The 15371-nt window shown below is 64.3% G+C and carries 15 protein-coding genes; all 15 read right to left on the bottom strand.

What is annotated here, in order from left to right:
* Positions 1 to 43: 43 nt before the first annotated feature.
* Complete coding sequence (locus AAFO92_RS03390) at positions 44 to 1000, bottom strand: D-glycerate dehydrogenase (protein ID WP_347533239.1); 957 nt, start codon at positions 998 to 1000, stop codon at positions 44 to 46.
* Positions 997 to 1338: a tRNA-binding protein gene (locus AAFO92_RS03385; protein ID WP_347533238.1), complete on the bottom strand. Its 342-nt coding sequence runs from the start codon at positions 1336 to 1338 to the stop codon at positions 997 to 999. The genes AAFO92_RS03390 and AAFO92_RS03385 overlap by 4 nt, the downstream gene beginning before the upstream one ends.
* A complete protein-coding gene (gene proC, locus AAFO92_RS03380; RefSeq protein WP_347533237.1) occupies positions 1331 to 2146 on the bottom strand; it encodes a pyrroline-5-carboxylate reductase in 816 nt (271 codons plus the stop codon). The genes AAFO92_RS03385 and proC overlap by 8 nt, the downstream gene beginning before the upstream one ends.
* Before the next feature lie 40 nt (positions 2147 to 2186).
* Positions 2187 to 2687 (bottom strand): YbjN domain-containing protein, encoded by a 501-nt coding sequence (locus AAFO92_RS03375; protein WP_347533236.1) that lies wholly within the window; start codon positions 2685 to 2687, stop codon positions 2187 to 2189.
* Positions 2688 to 2988: 301 nt separating this feature from the next.
* A complete protein-coding gene (locus AAFO92_RS03370) occupies positions 2989 to 3924 on the bottom strand; it encodes a 3-hydroxyacyl-CoA dehydrogenase NAD-binding domain-containing protein (RefSeq protein WP_347533235.1) in 936 nt (311 codons plus the stop codon).
* Positions 3924 to 4664, bottom strand: a complete 741-nt coding sequence (locus AAFO92_RS03365) for an SDR family oxidoreductase (RefSeq protein WP_347533234.1) — start codon at positions 4662 to 4664, stop codon at positions 3924 to 3926. Before AAFO92_RS03365 ends, AAFO92_RS03370 begins: the two co-directional genes overlap by 1 nt.
* Positions 4664 to 6082 carry a gamma-aminobutyraldehyde dehydrogenase gene (locus AAFO92_RS03360; RefSeq protein ID WP_347533233.1) on the bottom strand — a complete coding sequence of 473 codons (1419 nt, stop codon included), beginning with the start codon at positions 6080 to 6082 and terminating at the stop codon, positions 4664 to 4666. The genes AAFO92_RS03365 and AAFO92_RS03360 overlap by 1 nt, the downstream gene beginning before the upstream one ends.
* Positions 6083 to 6093: 11 nt before the next feature.
* Positions 6094 to 7023, bottom strand: coding sequence for a 3-keto-5-aminohexanoate cleavage protein (locus tag AAFO92_RS03355; RefSeq protein ID WP_347533232.1), 930 nt, complete (start codon positions 7021 to 7023; stop codon positions 6094 to 6096).
* Complete coding sequence (locus AAFO92_RS03350; RefSeq protein ID WP_347533231.1) at positions 7020 to 7814, bottom strand: SDR family oxidoreductase; 795 nt, start codon at positions 7812 to 7814, stop codon at positions 7020 to 7022. The genes AAFO92_RS03355 and AAFO92_RS03350 overlap by 4 nt, the downstream gene beginning before the upstream one ends.
* Complete coding sequence (gene betC / locus AAFO92_RS03345; RefSeq protein ID WP_347533230.1) at positions 7811 to 9343, bottom strand: choline-sulfatase; 1533 nt, start codon at positions 9341 to 9343, stop codon at positions 7811 to 7813. Before betC ends, AAFO92_RS03350 begins: the two co-directional genes overlap by 4 nt.
* A gap of 34 nt (positions 9344 to 9377) precedes the next feature.
* Complete coding sequence (locus AAFO92_RS03340) at positions 9378 to 10517, bottom strand: ring-hydroxylating oxygenase subunit alpha (protein ID WP_347533229.1); 1140 nt, start codon at positions 10515 to 10517, stop codon at positions 9378 to 9380.
* A gap of 88 nt (positions 10518 to 10605) precedes the next feature.
* A complete protein-coding gene (locus AAFO92_RS03335; protein ID WP_347533228.1) occupies positions 10606 to 11637 on the bottom strand; it encodes a GlxA family transcriptional regulator in 1032 nt (343 codons plus the stop codon).
* A 38-nt stretch (positions 11638 to 11675) separates the two neighbouring features.
* The gene (locus tag AAFO92_RS03330; protein ID WP_347533227.1) at positions 11676 to 12713 is read right to left on the bottom strand and encodes an ACP S-malonyltransferase; all 1038 of its coding nucleotides are present in this window, start codon (positions 12711 to 12713) and stop codon (positions 11676 to 11678) included.
* Positions 12710 to 14893 (bottom strand): thiamine pyrophosphate-dependent enzyme, encoded by a 2184-nt coding sequence (locus AAFO92_RS03325; RefSeq protein ID WP_347533226.1) that lies wholly within the window; start codon positions 14891 to 14893, stop codon positions 12710 to 12712. Before AAFO92_RS03325 ends, AAFO92_RS03330 begins: the two co-directional genes overlap by 4 nt.
* A gap of 123 nt (positions 14894 to 15016) precedes the next feature.
* Entirely contained in the window at positions 15017 to 15265 is a 249-nt protein-coding gene (locus AAFO92_RS03320; protein WP_347533225.1) for an accessory factor UbiK family protein, read from the bottom strand.
* Between the last annotated feature and the right edge of the window lie 106 nt (positions 15266 to 15371).

Below are 15371 nucleotides of genomic sequence, written 5' to 3'. Positions count from 1 at the left end.
CGGGTGGGTCGCGCGGCACGGGGGGCGCTTGCCGCCTGGCACCTCAGTTCACCAGGTTGGGGGGTGTCTCGTCATTCAGATAGGCCCGCAGGTTTTCGACCGCCATCAGCCCCATCGCCTCGCGCACCTCCAGCGCCGCCGTGCCCAGATGCGGCAACAGCACCACGTTCTCCAGCGCGGTCAGCTCTGCCGGCACCTCGGGCTCATGTTCATAGGCATCAAGCCCCGCGCCGCCGATCGCACCGGCCTGCAGGGCCGCGATCAATGCCGTCTCATCGACGACATCGCCGCGCGAAACATTGATCAGATGGGCATGCGGGGCCATCCAAGTCAGTTGCTCGGCATCTATCATGTGATAGGTTTCCGGCGAGGCCGGAACACATAGCACGACAAAATCCGAGCGCGCCAGCAATTCCTCCTGCCTTACCCGCTCGGTCGGAAAGCCAAGGTCAACATCCCCGCTGCGCCGGGTATAGACCACCTTCATGCCGAACCCGTGGTGACAGCGCCGCGCCACCGCCTGCCCGATCCGGCCCATGCCGATGATGCCCACGATCTTGCCGGTTATGTGCAGTCCCAGCATCTGTGTCGGGTTCCATCCCGTCCACGCGCCTGCGCGCACCAGCCTTTCGCCCTCGCCGGCGCGCCGCGCCGACATCAGCATCAGCGTCAGCGCGATATCGGCGGTGGCATCCGTGACCGCGCCGGGCGTGTTGGTCACCGACACGCCGACCGCACGCGCCGCGTCAGTGTCGATATGGTTATATCCCACGCCGAAATTCGCCAGGATCTTGCAGCGCGGGTTCTGAAACCCGTCAAACACCTCGGCACCGAACATGTCGCCCAGGGTCGGCATCACCCCATCGTAAAGCGCCAGCGCCGCGCGCATCTGGCCCACTTTCAGCGGTGCGGCATCGTCGCGGATTTCAACGTCAAAATGTGCGCGCGCGGCCGCGACCACGCGCTCCGGCATCGACCGGGTCAGCAATATTCGTTTCAATGCATTCGCTCTCCGACGGGCACGTCCTTGTCGGGGCCTAGCAGAACGATATCCCCCTGGCTATCCGATAAGCCAAGTACCAGAATTTCCGACATGAATCTGCCGATCTGGCGGGGCGGGAAATTGACGACCGCAACCACCTGCCGCCCGATCAGCGTCTCGGGCGTGTAATGGGCGGTGACCTGGGCCGAGGTCTTTTTCTCGCCCAGTTCAGGGCCGAAATCGACCCACATCTTAATCGCCGGCTTGCGCGCCTCGGGATAAGGTTCGGCGCGGGTCACGCGGCCCACACGGATATCGACCTTCAGGAAGTCGTCAAATGTAATCTCGTCAGCCATCGGCCAGCTCCTTCGACCGGTCGGTGGCGGCCTTGACCGTGGCCGCGATCAGCGGCGGCAGGCCGGACGCCTCGTCCATCAGCACCTCAAGCCCCGCCTGCGTGGTGCCGTTGGGACTGGTCACATTGACGCGCAGCTGTGCTGGTGTTTCCTCTGCCGCCTCGGCCAGCGCCCCGGCCCCGGCAACCGTCGCCTGCGCCAGTTTCATCGCCAGGTCGGGGGCCAGACCCTGCGCCTCGCCCGCGGCGGCCAAGCACTCGATCATGTGGAACACATAGGCCGGACCCGAGCCGGAAACACCGGTGACCGCATCCATCTGCGCTTCGGCCTGCAGCCGCACGACCTGTCCGACAGCGCCCAGCAGGGCCTCGGCCAGGTCCATCTGCGCTTCGCTGGCATGGGCGTTGCCGATGATGGCGGTGATGCCCCGGCCCACGGCGGCGGGCGTGTTCGGCATGGCGCGGATGATCGGGCTGCTGCGCCCAAGCGCCTCCTCGAACGCGGCGATCGGCGTGCCTGCGGCCACCGATACGAACAGGGTCGTCCCATTGCCCATCGCCGCGATCTTTGGCAGCGCATCGCCCATCATCTGCGGTTTCACCGCGATCAGCACGATGGCGGGGCTTGCGGGCAGGTCGGCGTTGATGGTCACACCGGTCGATTTCAGCCAGTCCGACGGCTTCGGATCGATCACCCAAACCGAGGCGGCGGGCAGCCCATCCGTCAGCCAGCCCTGCAGCATGGCCGAACCCATCTTGCCGCATCCCAGCAAAACCAGGCCCTTTTCGGCCACAAGTGACATATCCATGATCTACCCCGCGTTGATGTCTTGCGTCGCGGGGTCAGGTTTACGCCCGGCCGTAAGCCTCTGCAATGGCGACTTGCAGCGCGTCCTGCGGATCGCGATCACCCCAGACAACCAGCTGGAAGGCCGGATAATAGCGCTCGGCACTCATCACCGCTGCGGTGATCAGCGTGTCGATCTGCTCCGGGCTTGGCCCGAGACCGCCCGCCATGACCAGACCATAGCGATAGACCATCAGCTTGGTCTCTTTCCAATAGGTGAAAGCCCCCGCCCAGCACTGATCGTTCACGTCATTCAACATGTGATAGAGGGCCGGCATTTTTTCTTCCGGCGGATCCATCTCGAAACTGCAGACCAGCCGCAGGGTTTCATCATAGCCCGACCAGGCAAGGGTAATCGAATAGGTGCGCCACTGTCCTTCGACGGCCATCGCGATCTGGTCATCGGCGATACGGTCAAAATCCCAATCGTGATGCTCTGCGATATGCTCGACAATATCTATCGGATGAAGGTCTTCTTGCAAAAACTGCTCGGACAAGGCCATTGCGCCACCTCTTTTGTTGTAGCGTTCGGGGCCTGGCAGCGCCCCAAGCGCTAGGTGCCTGCTCTACGAACGGGGGCTATTCCCCACGTTCATACCAGATATGGTGCGGCTTATCGGGCGACCTGTAAAGCTATTTATTGTGGATAACCGCAATAAGTTGTGGATGAGCACATCAATATACCCATTTATAGCGATGGTGCCGCAACCACGCCGCAGCATCATCCCGTTCAGCCCGTTCCTGGCGCTCCGCGCGGGCGGTTCCGGGACGAGGTGATGCAAGCGCGCGGGTCTTGAGGGCTTCCTAGCGGGTGCGCAGGCTGGTCAGCGCCTTTTGCAGCGCCACGAACATCGCGTCGCGGCGGGCGGCCATGTCATCGACGCTGGCGCCCTTCGTCGCCTCGTCCAGCCCCGCCGCCAGCATGGTGGCGGTCTGATCGTTCAGCCGGGGTGTGCCCAGGTCATCCCACCAGCCGTTGAAGGTATCGGCAAAATGGTCGCAGAACGCCGCCAGCCCGCCAGGCCCGGCCCCCAGGCCAAACAGCGTCGTCGGCCCCATCGCGGCCCATCGCAGACCCGGTCCGGCGGACATCGCCTTGTCCACATCGCCCACGCTGGCCACGCCGGACTGCACCAGGTGGATGGCCTCACGCCAGACCGCGGCCTGCAGGCGATTGGCGACATGGCCGGGCACCTCCTTCTGTACCCGGATCGTGACCTTGCCGATATCGGCGTAAAACGCCTCGGCCCGTTCGACGACATCGGGCGCGGTCCGCTCGTTGCCCATGACCTCGACCAGCGGGATCAGATGCGGCGGGTTGAACGGGTGGCCCAGCACGAACCGCGCGGGATCGGCCCAACCTTCCTGCATCTGGCCCAGCGTGAGGCCCGAGGCCGAACTGGCAACGATGGCATCCGGCGCAAGCGCCGGCTCGATCCGGGCAAAGGTTGCGTGTTTGATCGGCAACCGTTCGGGCACATTTTCCTGCACGAAGCCCGCGCCATCCACAGCTTCGGCGGCGGAGGTGTGGAAACTGATCCTGTCGGGTGTGCCGCGCCCGGTCAGGCCCAGTTCGGTCATCGCCGGCCAGGCCCTGTCGATATAGGCGCGCACGTTTTCCGCGGCATCCTCAGCCGGGTCAAAAACGGCGACCGACCGGCCCGACGCCAGAAACAGCGCGGCCCAGCTGGCGCCGATGACGCCCGCACCCAGAATGGCGGTATGAGAGGTATCCGGCATCAGAACAGCCCTGTGTTGATTGGCGACGCGGCGGTCATTCCGCCATCTACGGTGAACATCTGCCCGGTGGCGAAACCGGCCTCGTCCGAGGCCAGCCAGACGGCAATGGCGGCAATATCAGCAGGCTTGCCAAAGCGCCGCATCGCATGACGCCTGAGCGCATCCTGCCGCGCCGCTCCGGGATCGTCGGACATATCAAACCCGGCCTCCAGCATCCCGGTCTCGATCCAGCCCGGGCAGATCGCGTTACAGCGGACCTGCGGCCCGTGATCGACCGCGATCGACCGCGTGAGCCCGTGCACAAAGGCCTTGGACGCATTGTAAAGCGCCATCGACGGATCGGCCACGCGGCCCGAGATCGACCCGATATTGATGATCGACGCGCCCTGCGTCATCTGCGGGATCAGCGCGCGGCACGTGTTGAAAACACCGCGGCAATTCGCGCCGATCACCAGGTCCCAATCGGCATCGGTGCTGTCGGTCACCGTCTTTTCGACCTGCACACCGGCATTGTTGACCAGAATGTCAATCCGCCCGGCGGCCCGCGCCAGTTCGGTTACCTGCGCGGGGTCCGAGACATCCGCGCTGCACCAGCCACAGGCCTCGGGCAGGCCGTCGGGGCGCGCGCCCCGGCCACAGGTCAGCACCTCGGCACCTTCCGCCAGGAACGCCTCGACGATGCCGCGTCCGATCCCCTGCCGTCCACCGGTCACCAGCGCCTTTTTCCCCGCCAGCCGCATCAGTGCGCCACCATCACATGCCGGATCGCGCTATAGGCATCCAGGGAATAGACGCTCATGTCACAGCCGGTGCCCGAACCCTTCATCGCCGCCCAGGGCATTTCCGGCGTCGGCACGCCATGGGTGTTCACCCACGTCATGCCATAGCGCAGTTCGGTGCTCATTCGCATCGCGGTCGACAGATCACGCGTCCAGACCGACGATGCCAGGCCATAGCGGCCGGCATTGGCGATCCTGAGCGCGTCATCGGCATCCCGGAACCGCGAAATCGTGACGACCGGGCCGAACACCTCGGTGGTGGCAATTTCGGCATCGTTATCGACATTCGCAACCACTGTCGGCTGATAGAAAAACCCGCTGCCTTCGCCCGCGACACCGCCTACCGCGATCTCGGCGCTGGCCCGCGCGCGGTCGACAAACCCGGCGACGCGCTCGCGCTGGATCTCGGACACGATGGGGCCCATTTCGGTGCCCTCGGCCTTGGGGGTGCCGATCCTGATCTGCGCCACCTGGTCGGCAACGGCGGCCACGAGCCTGTCATAGACACCGTCCGGCGCCAGCACCCGGCAGGGCTGGGCGCAATCCTGACCGGCATTGAAGTACGAGCCGAAGCGGATGGTCTCGGCCAGCGCGTCCACATCCGCATCGTCAAAGGCGATGACCGGCGCCTTGCCACCCAGTTCCAGATGCACGTGGCGGATCTGGTGCGAGGCCGCGCGCATCGCCGCCATGCCGGTGGCGGGCGAGCCGGTAATCGAAATCCCCTCCATTCGCGGGTCGTTGATAAGCCTGTCCCCTACCGAGGATCCGCGCCCGTGGATCACGTTAAGCACGCCCCTGGGCAATACATCCGCCAGAAGTTCGGCCAGCCGCAACGTGGCAAGCGGCGTGATTTCCGAGGGTTTCAGAACCATCGTGCACCCCGCGGCCAGCGGCGCGGCAATCTTCCACGCGGCCATCATCAGCGGGTAATTCCAGGGCGCAATCGACGCCACCGGGCCGATCGGATCGCGCCGGATCATGCTGGTATGGCCAGCCACGTATTCACCGGTGGCCGAGCCGGACATGGTGCGCGCCGCCCCCGCCATGAAGCGGAACGTGTCGATGGTCAGCGGCATTTCCTCGTTCTGCGCCATCGGCCAGGGCTTGCCCACATCAAGGGTCTCCAGCTCGGAAAGTTCCTCGATATTTTTCTCAATGACATCCGCGATGGCGTGCAGATGCGCCGCGCGTTCGGACGGGGTGGACAGGCGGTAACTCTCGAACGCCTCATGCGCGGCCACGGCGGCGGCCTCGACCTGTTCGGGCGTGGCCTCGGAGATCTGCGCGACGCGCTTGCCGGTGGCCGGGTCCAGCACCTCCAGGGCCTCGCCGCCGCCATCGGTCATCTCGCCGTTGATCAACATCTTGGTCTGCATCTCTTCCCCCTCTAGAACGCGACCTTGTCACCACCCTTGAGCCCCAGGCGCTTGCGCGCCTCTTCGGGCGTGGCGACGGTCAGCCCCAGGTTTTCGATGATGGACCGGATTTTCGTCACCTGTTCGGCGTTGGTTTTCGCTTTCTGACCCGGGCCGATGTAAAGGCTGTCCTCCAGCCCCACGCGCACGTTCCCGCCCAGCATCGCGGCCTGTGTCGTGAACGTCATCTGGTGGCGGCCCGCGGCCAGAACCGACCATTCATAGCTGTCGCCAAAGAGTTTTTCGGCGATCGTGTGCATGTGCATCAGGTTGTCCAGATCGGCCCCCACCCCCCCCAGGATGCCAAACACCATCTGGATGAAGAACGGCGGCTTGACCCAACCCTGGTCCACCACCCAGGCAAGGTTGTAGAGATGACCAAGATCATAGCACTCAAACTCGAATTTCGTGCCGTGGGCATCGCCCAGCTCGCGCATGGCGTATTCGATATCCGCGAAGGTGTTGCGGAAAATGAAATCGCGGGTCATGTCCAGGAATTCGGGCTCCCAGTCATGTTTCCAGTCGGAATATTTCTGCATCATCGGGAAGATGCCGAAATTCATCGACCCCATGTTCATGCTGGCCATTTCCGGACTGGCCCGCAGGGCGGCGCGCAGGCGCTCTTCGCGGGTCATGCCCAGGCCGCCCCCGGTCGAGACATTCATCACCGCGCCAGTCGCCTGCTTGATACGGGGCAAGAACTGCATGAAGAGGTCCGGATCGGGGTCGGGCCTGCCGTTTTCCGGGTTTCGCGCATGCAGATGGATGATCGACGCCCCGGCCTCGGCCGCGCCGATGCTGGCCTCGGCGATCTCGTTTGGCGTGATCGGCAGGTGTTCGGACATGGTCGGCGTATGGATGCCGCCGGTGGGCGCGCAGGTGATGATGACCGGTTTGCTCATATCTTCATCTGCTGAACTTGCGCGCTCAGCCCTCCATCCAGCACCCAAAGCTGCCCCGAGGCATAGCGCGCCTCGTCGCTGGCCAGCCAGTTGACCAGGTTGGCGATATCCTCGGGTGTGCCATAGGTGCGTAACGGGTGCACGTCGCGCACCGCCTGTTGCAACTGGTCGATGGTCTTGCCCCCCGCGCCGGAACCTTCGCCGGTGAAAAAGCTTTGCAGCATCGGCGTGTCGATATAGCCGGGGCAGATCGCGTTGACGCGGATGCCCTCGGGGCCGTGATCGCAGGCCATCGCGCGGGTCAGCGCATGAACCGCGCCCTTGGTGGCGCAATAGGCGGCCAATCCCGGATCGGCGATGAACCCGTCATAGGAGCCGAAATTGATGATGCTTGCGCCGCTGCCGGCCTTTGCCGCCACGCGCAACAGGGGCAGCGCGTATTTCGAGGTCAGGAACGTGCCGGTTGCGTTCACGGCAAAGGACCGGTTCCATTCCTCCAGCGATGTGTCCTCGATGGTCTTCTCGATCTCGATCCCGGCGGCATTCACCAGGATATCCAGCCTGCCCGCCGCCTCGCCGACTTCCTGCATCGCGGCAATCGCGTCGGCCTCTTGCGTCACGTCCAGCCTGACGAACCGGCTGCCATCTTCGTCATGGGAGTCGAGCGACCCCTCTGGCGTCAGGTCGGCGGCATAGACCTGCGCCCCTTCGCGCAGAAACCGGGCAACGATGGCACGGCCTATTCCGCCGCGCCCGCCTGTGACCAGCGCGGTCTTGCCTTCGAGCATCATGTTTCCGTCTCCTTCAGCGGCGGGAACCGGTAGCGCCCGGCGGCCACGGTCCAATCCATGTGGTTGCGCACGTATTCCTGGCTGGCATCGCGCGGCGGGTTGTAATCCCAAGGCTCGCCGGCGCCCGCCTCCATCGCCGCGTGCAGCGCGCGGCGGGATTTCTGCGTGGCGATGATATCGGCACGCAGCTTTTCACTGTCCCATCGCTCGTCCACCTCTGCCGCGAAGGCCGCCGCGCGCTCCTTGTATTTGGGATCCGCCGCCACGTTCCGCGTTTCCATCGGGTCAAGCGCCAGGTCATAAAGCTGCGGCGGGTCGGCATCGCAATGGATGTATTTCAGATCGCCCCGCCGGATCATGAAAACCGGGAAGGGCGTCATCTCGGCGCAATATTCGCCGATCGCCTCGTCCACGGTGTCGGGTTCTCCCCGTGCCAGCGGCATCAGCGAACGGCCGTCGACCGGCTCACCGAACATGGTATCGTCCCCGCCCGCGATCTCGACGAAGGTGGGCAGGAGATCGACCAGCGAACAGGCATTGGCGGCGGTTCCCCGCACCACGCCCGGCCCGGCCATGATCAGCGGCACGCGGGCGGAATGCTCGAAGAAGTTCATCTTGTACCACAGGCCCCGCTCGCCCAGCATGTCGCCGTGATCCGCGGTAACGATGACAACCGTGTTGTCGATCTCGCCGGTTTCCTCCAACGTGCGCACGATCTCTCCGACCTTGCTGTCGAAATAGCTGACATTGGCCAGGTAGGCACGGCGTGCGCGGCGGGTTTCGGCGTCGGTCAGCGGTACGATGCTGGCCTCGATCCCGTCCATAACCCGGCGCGAGAACGGATCCTGATCCTTGGCCGCCAGCACATGCGCGGGCATGTCGATCTGGTCGTCCGAATACAGGTTCCACCATTCGGGCCGCGCCACGTAAGGATCATGCGGGTGGATGAAACTGGCCACCATGAGGAAGGGCGCCGCATCACCGGCGGCACGGTCGCGTGCCCGGTCGAACAGCCACCGGCGCGCGGAAAATCCCACCTCGTCGTCATAGTCGATCTGGAACGTGGCCTGCGCGACGCCGCTTTCCTTGACCGTCTGCATGTTGTGGTACCACTTGTCGATCCGCTCGTCCGGTGCCTCCCAATCGGGGGTCCAAGCGAAATCGGCCGGGTAGATATCGGTGGTGACGCGGTCCTCGAAGCCATGTTTCTGGTCGGGGCCGACGAAATGCATCTTGCCGCTGAGGCAGGTGCGATAACCCAACGCCTTGAGGTAATGCGCAAATGTCGGGACCGAGGCGCGGAATTCGCTGGCATTGTCATAGGCGGCGATTCGGCTGATGAACTGGCCGGACATGAAGGCAAAGCGCGACGGCGCGCAAAGAGGAGAGTTGCAATAGGCCGCGTCAAACCGCATTCCCCGCGCCGACAGCGCATCCATGTGCGGTGTCCGCGCCACCTTGTGCCCATAGGCGCCCGTCCAGTGGGGCGCCAGCTGATCAGCCATGACCAAGACGATATTCGGGCGCATCACGCATGCCTCCTGCCGGGCCGGGGCAGGCCCGTCACGGCGCGAACCGCCGGTAGGCATCCAGCACCAGCCCGTGGAAATGATGCACTGCGTGTTCGGACTTTCCCGACCCGGAAGGGTCATTCACGATCCGGCCCTGCTGAAACGCCGGCGTGCTCATGCCGCGCTGCACGCTTTCCACCAGGTTGATATCCTCGACCTGCAGCACCTCGTCCAGATAGCGGATCGCATCCAGCTCCATCGGGTCGGGTTCGGGCGTTTCCAGGAAGAAATCATAGGTTTCCAGCGTCCTGTCGGGCCCCACCGGGATGACATTCAGCACGATCATCGAGGACCGCCCGGGATAACGCATCAGGCAGGTCGTGGGCCAGAGCCACCAGACCGCATGGGTGCGCACCGTGGCGTTCGACACGTCATAGGCTGTATTCGCGCCCTTGCCCGCCTCGGCCATGTGGCTGGAATAGGTGTCATAGGTCGTGACCTTGTAGGTGTCCATGTCCACCAGGTCGCAGAAATCCTTGTGCGCCGTCGGGCAGTGATAGCATTCCAGGAAATTGTCGACGACATTCTTCCAGTTGGACTTGATGTCATAGGTCAGCCGGTGGCCAAAGGTCAGCTGCTCGATATCCGGCGCCCAGTGGCGGATCTCGGTCTCGAGGTTGCCGGACTGCTCCCGCAGCGGCACGGCCTGCGGGTCCAGGTTGACATAGACAAAACCCGCGAATTCCTCGACGGCCACCTGATCCAGGCAGATCTCGCGCGGGTTGAAATTGTCCAGGTGTTCGGTTTCCGGCGCGCGCACCAGCTGCCCGTCCAGCTTGTAGACCCAGGCGTGGTAGGGACACATGATCCGCGTCGTGTTGCCCTCGCCGCTCAGCAGGTGATGCGCACGGTGTTTGCAGACATTGTAGAACGCCCTGAGCCCGCCCTCGCGGTCCCGCACCACGGCCACCGGATGCCCGGCGATGTCCACGGTGACAAAAGATCCCGGCGCGCGCAGCTTTTCGACATGGCAGACCCATTGCCAGGACTTCGCCAGAATGGCCTGACGGTCGGCGGCAAACCATTCGGCCTGGGTGTAGGCATCGGCGCTCAGCGACAGAGAATTCCCCTCATCCGCCGAATAGCCATGCGAAATGGCTGCAAATTGTGCTTTGGATGGCAGTTCCGTCACGATGGCCTCCCCCGCTGTCTGACGTCTGATCCCGATAATCTGCGATCATTGCGCCTGCGTATGTGCGCCATATGCCGGTTTTTTTACATTAATCGCCGGATTGCCTCACATCACTTCGGCGATACATCGGCCAGGCCCGGAATTCGAACGGGACGCGCCCGTCGATCCGGTCACGGCTGGGCGGCATCCCGAAACGCGCCTTGTAGGCCCGGCTGAAATGCACCTGGCTGGCAAAACCCGCGGCCAGCGCGACCTGCGCCATCGGCAATTCCGTCTGGGTTACCAGCCCCCGCGCCCGGTCAAGCCGGATATCGCGGTAATAAAGCTGCGGGCTGGTCTTCACGTAATCGCGAAACAGCCGGATCAGTTGCCGTTGCGAAATTTCCGCCAGTTCGCAGATTTCCGGGATGGTGATGGGGTTTTCCAGATGCGCCTCCATGATCTCGATGGCGCGGCGCACCTTGGGCGGCGCGGTATTGCCCAGCGGCTCCAGATGCGTGTCTGTCTGATGGGTGCCGGGGCCACGCACCGCGGTGTGAAAGAGGTATTTGGCGCAATCATTGGTCAGCGCATCGCCGACCAGTTCGCGGATCAGAAACAGCGCATAATCCGAGGCAGCGCTGCCGCCGCAGCAGGTGCCGATCGCGGCGTCATGGACAAACAGATCCTCGGTCACCTCGGTTTCCGGGAATTTCTCGCCCAGCGCGTCGATATGTTCGTAATGCACCGTTGCCTTGCGCCCCCGCAACAGCCCGGTCTCGGCCAGGATGAAAGCCGCGGTATCGATCCCCCCCAGATAGCTGCCCGCCCGCGACAGCCGCCGGATCGCCGACAGCAAACCCGGGCTGGCATAGGCTTCGGGTGTCCAGCTGCTGGAGACAATCACCAGGTCAGGCCGCAGGTTTCGGGATAACTCGAGCGGTTCGACCTCGATCGCCAGACCGTTGCTGGCCCGGCACATCCCGCCAGTCTCGGACATCACGCGCCAGGTGAAATGGGTGCGCCCGTCAAGGTAGTTCGCCGCCCGGAACGGATCCAGAAAGGCCATCGTCCCCGCCATGTTGAAATGCGGGGTCACAAGGATCAGGATTTCGGTCGGATCGGTGGGCAAACGGCGCATATGGCCAATCTGGCACAATTTTCGTCCAATGAGGAGAGTCAGCCCACCACCAACGCCCTTTGATCCTCCTGTCCCATCGCCAGCAGCAGCGGAGCGGTCCCCTGGGCGGTCTTGAATTCGGATTTTCCCGCCATCCCGCGCCACTTGCTCAGAAGCAGGCTCTGCGCCACCGCACCGCCCAGCGTGCCGCCCGGCCCCAGTATGATGAACACATCCGGCATGAATTCGCGCGCGGCCACACGGATGGCGGCGGTAAAATCATAGGGGGCGGTTACCTGGTGGCCCAGCGTGTAGGCGCGCAGCGCGCGCGTGTCGGTGGCATGGGGATGCCAGATCGCGCCGCGCCCGTCGATCAGCGGCAGGACGGGGCCGCCGAACAGGTCCGCGCCCAGCCTCTCTTGCCCTTCGGCCGCGACCGGTGCCTGCATGGCGCTGTGGAATCCCGCGTGGCCCGGCAGACGCATCGGAAAGCGCTCCTGAACAGCGGGCATCTCAGCCTCGAACGCCGCCAGCCCTTCCCTATTGCCGGCCAGCACCAGCATGCCGCCCAGGTCAATCGACAGGTTAAGGACGTGATCGGCGCGCGCGTCGATCTCGGCCATCTTTGACTCGATCCGTGCACGTTCGCCCGGAATGACCTGCCAGTTCTCATCCACGAAAGGATAGATCACCTGCCCGCCGATCATGTGCCGGTGCATCAGGGTTCCCATCGTGTTGACCAGCCTGAACCCGTCGCGCGCGCCCAGCGCCCCGGCGCAGGTCAGGGCGATGTACCAGCCCATCGAATTGCCGGTGACCGCCAGGATATCGAACCGGTCACGATCGATCGCCAGGAAATCGGCGTAGGCGCAGGCGTGGATCAGACCGCTGGCATTGTCACCCCGCGTATGGCGCGCGCCCGAGAACCTGTCGGCGTTGTCGAGGGCCGAAATCGGCTCCTGCCCCTCGGCCGCGCGGCAAGCATCGAATTCAGCCATCAGTTCGGCCCGGTCCGCGTGGTGACGCGCGAAATAGCCCAGTTCGGCCCGGTTATAGGTGCCCCGTCCGGGGGCCAAGACGATGGCGGTCTGTTTCATTCGCTGCTCCAGAGCCTGCGGGCTGCCTCGGCGATCGAGCGGCGGGACGGCATGGTGGCGGCATACGCGGGGCCGGTGGCGATGAAGCTGTCGAAGGCGGCAATCCGGGCATGGGGAAGACGGGTGTTTTCCTGCAGGAAGGCCATCAGCGCCTCGGACTGGCTGCCGGTGGTGCGGCATTCATCGACAATCAGCACCTTTTCAGCACCGTCGAGCGCGCTCACGATGCCCTCTGCCGGCAGGGGCGCCAGCCAGCGCAGATCGATGATGCGGGTATCAATCCCGTCGGCCCTCAGATCCGCCGCGGCCTGGGTCGAAAGATAACGGCCGTTGCCATAGGTCAGGATCGCCAGCGGACCGTCGCCGTCGACACCGACCTCGCCCAGCGCGATACGCCTGTCCGGCGACGGGTAGGTCGCCATCCAGCCGCCATCCTTGTCCTCGATCAGGTCCCGCATCGGGTAAAGCGCGATCGGTTCGACCATCACGACTATTCGCTGCTCTTCCCGCGCCAGCCGCACGCATTCCCGCAGCATCATCGCGGCCTCGTCCCCGCGCGACGGGCAGGCGATGATCAGCCCGGGAATGTCGCGCAGCACCGCCAGCGAATTGTCGTTGTGGAAATGCCCGCCGAACCCTTTCTGATAGCCCAGACCGGCGATCCGAATGACCATCGGATTGGTGAACTGCCCATTCGAAAAGAACGGCAGGGTCGCCGCCTCGCCGCGCAATTGGTCCTCGGCATTGTGCAGGTAGGCCAGGAACTGGATCTCGGGCATCGGGATGAACCCGTTATGCGCCATGCCGATCGCCAGGCCCAGAATGGATTGTTCGTCCAGCAACGTGTCGATCATCCGGTCGGGACCGAAACGGTCGATCAGTTTCTGGGTGACACCGTAGACACCCCCCTTGCGGCCCACATCCTCGCCCATCATCGCGATCTCGGGATGTTCCAGCATCAGGTCGGTCAGCGCCCAATTGAGCAGGCGCGACATCGGCTGCGGTGCATCGAACTGCCTGAAATCCGCGCCGAACGCGGCCTGCCGCGTCACTTCCGACGGGCCGTTGGTGGCGGCGCAATCGCGTTTCGGCGGGATGATCGAGGCCATGACCTGCTCGGCGTTTTCCAGGCGGGGCCGTTTCACCGCCTCGGCGGCGACGCGGGCGCATTGATCCTCGGCCTGCTGATAGACTTGCAGGATCTCGTCGCCGGTCAGAATGCCCCTGTCCATCAACAACCGCGCGGAATGCAGCAGCGGATCGTCGGCTTCCCACCCCTCGAACACCTCCTTTTTCAGATAGGCCTGTTGCAGATCCGACCCCGCATGACCGTAAAGCCGCACCAGCGACAGATGCAGGAAGGCCGGCTTGCGGCGGTGGCGGACATAGGCAGCGGCCTCCTGCGCGGCGCGGTAGGTGTCATAGAGGTTCAGACCGTCTGCATGGAAATACTTCAGCCCCGGTTTCGCCTCGAAATTCGCCTTGACCCAACCGCCGGGCGTACGCACCGAGATGCCGATGCCGTTATCCTCGCACACGAAGAGCAGCGGCAGCGGGACGGATTGATACGACGTCCAGCAGGCGGTGTTGATCGCACCCTGCGCGGTGGAGTGGTTCGAGGACGCATCGCCGAAGGAACACATCACCAGGCTGTCGGCAGCCAGCGTGGCATGTTCGGGCCGGTTGCGCCGGGCCAGCCCGACCGAGTAGGCCGCGCCCACCGCCTTGGGCAGATGGCTGGCGATGGTCGAGGTCTGGGGCGGGATGTTCAGCGCCTTTGATCCCAGCACCTTGTGCCGCCCGCCGCTGATCGGATCATCCATCGCGGTCGCAAAGCTCAGCAGCATGTCCCAGGCCGGTGTGGTGCCCGGCACCTGGGATGACCGCATGGTCTGAAACGCGCCGTCGCGATAATGCAGAAAGGCCATGTCAGTGGGGCGCAGCGCGGCGGCAACGGCGGCCATGCCCTCGTGGCCCGACGAGCCGATGGTGTAATAGCCCTGCCCCTCGGCCTGCATCCGGCGCGACCGGCGGTCCAGATTGCGGCTGAGGCATTGTGCCCGAAAGATCGCGACCGCCTCGGTATCGCTGAGCGGGCCGCGGGCCGCGGCGCCCTTGGGCAGGTTGCGCGACGTTACCGCCTCTCGAAACGCCTTGTCGACGATATCCGCCCGATCCATCACTGTCCCCTTCAGGCAAACCCTGCGCGGACCATCAGCAATCGGCCCGTTCGCCAAGGCATAACCGCAGCCTCATGGGAACGGAAGTGGTATCGGGAAATGTGCTTGCGAACGCGCGGCGCGTCAGTCTTTGGACTTCGCCTCAAGCGCGTCGATCCGCGCTTTCAACGCTTCGTTTTCCTCGCGCGCATTCTGCGCCATGGCGCGCACGGCGTCGAATTCCTCGCGGGTGACGAAATCGCGGTCCGCCAGCCAGCGGTCGATCATCGACTTCATGGCGGTTTCGGCCTCGTCCTTGGCGCCCTGCGCCACGCCCATCGCGTTGGTCATCAGCTTCGAGATGTCATCAAGCACTTTGTTGCGGGTCTGCATCGGTCGTCTCCGGCAAGTTCATCTGGGCCTTATATGGGGTGGAACGCCGCAATTCACAAGCGCGCCGTCACTGCGGACTTCGCCGTTGACTTCCCCTTCGCGGCGA

It is taken from the genome of Roseovarius sp. CAU 1744, assembly GCF_039839345.1.
Classification (GTDB): Bacteria; Pseudomonadota; Alphaproteobacteria; order Rhodobacterales; family Rhodobacteraceae; genus Roseovarius.
Note: the sequence above shows the minus strand (reverse complement) of the source record. Positions and strands in the feature narration are given on the sequence as shown.

What these genes read in the sequence shown, in the direction of transcription:
- betC (WP_347533230.1), bottom strand. Translation starts at nt 9,343, where the DNA reads ATGCGCCCGAATATCGTCTTGGTCATGGCTGATCAGCTGGCGCCCCAC.
- AAFO92_RS03330 (WP_347533227.1), bottom strand. Translation starts at nt 12,713, where the DNA reads ATGAAACAGACCGCCATCGTCTTGGCCCCCGGACGGGGCACCTATAAC.
- proC (WP_347533237.1), bottom strand. Translation starts at nt 2,146, where the DNA reads ATGGATATGTCACTTGTGGCCGAAAAGGGCCTGGTTTTGCTGGGATGC.
- AAFO92_RS03375 (WP_347533236.1), bottom strand. Translation starts at nt 2,687, where the DNA reads ATGGCCTTGTCCGAGCAGTTTTTGCAAGAAGACCTTCATCCGATAGAT.
- AAFO92_RS03370 (WP_347533235.1), bottom strand. Translation starts at nt 3,924, where the DNA reads ATGCCGGATACCTCTCATACCGCCATTCTGGGTGCGGGCGTCATCGGC.
- AAFO92_RS03355 (WP_347533232.1), bottom strand. Translation starts at nt 7,023, where the DNA reads ATGAGCAAACCGGTCATCATCACCTGCGCGCCCACCGGCGGCATCCAT.
- AAFO92_RS03335 (WP_347533228.1), bottom strand. Translation starts at nt 11,637, where the DNA reads ATGCGCCGTTTGCCCACCGATCCGACCGAAATCCTGATCCTTGTGACC.
- AAFO92_RS03325 (WP_347533226.1), bottom strand. Translation starts at nt 14,893, where the DNA reads ATGGATCGGGCGGATATCGTCGACAAGGCGTTTCGAGAGGCGGTAACG.
- AAFO92_RS03320 (WP_347533225.1), bottom strand. Translation starts at nt 15,265, where the DNA reads ATGCAGACCCGCAACAAAGTGCTTGATGACATCTCGAAGCTGATGACC.
- AAFO92_RS03360 (WP_347533233.1), bottom strand. Translation starts at nt 6,082, where the DNA reads ATGCAGACCAAGATGTTGATCAACGGCGAGATGACCGATGGCGGCGGC.
- AAFO92_RS03385 (WP_347533238.1), bottom strand. Translation starts at nt 1,338, where the DNA reads ATGGCTGACGAGATTACATTTGACGACTTCCTGAAGGTCGATATCCGT.
- AAFO92_RS03365 (WP_347533234.1), bottom strand. Translation starts at nt 4,664, where the DNA reads ATGCGGCTGGCGGGGAAAAAGGCGCTGGTGACCGGTGGACGGCAGGGG.
- AAFO92_RS03350 (WP_347533231.1), bottom strand. Translation starts at nt 7,814, where the DNA reads ATGATGCTCGAAGGCAAGACCGCGCTGGTCACAGGCGGGCGCGGCGGA.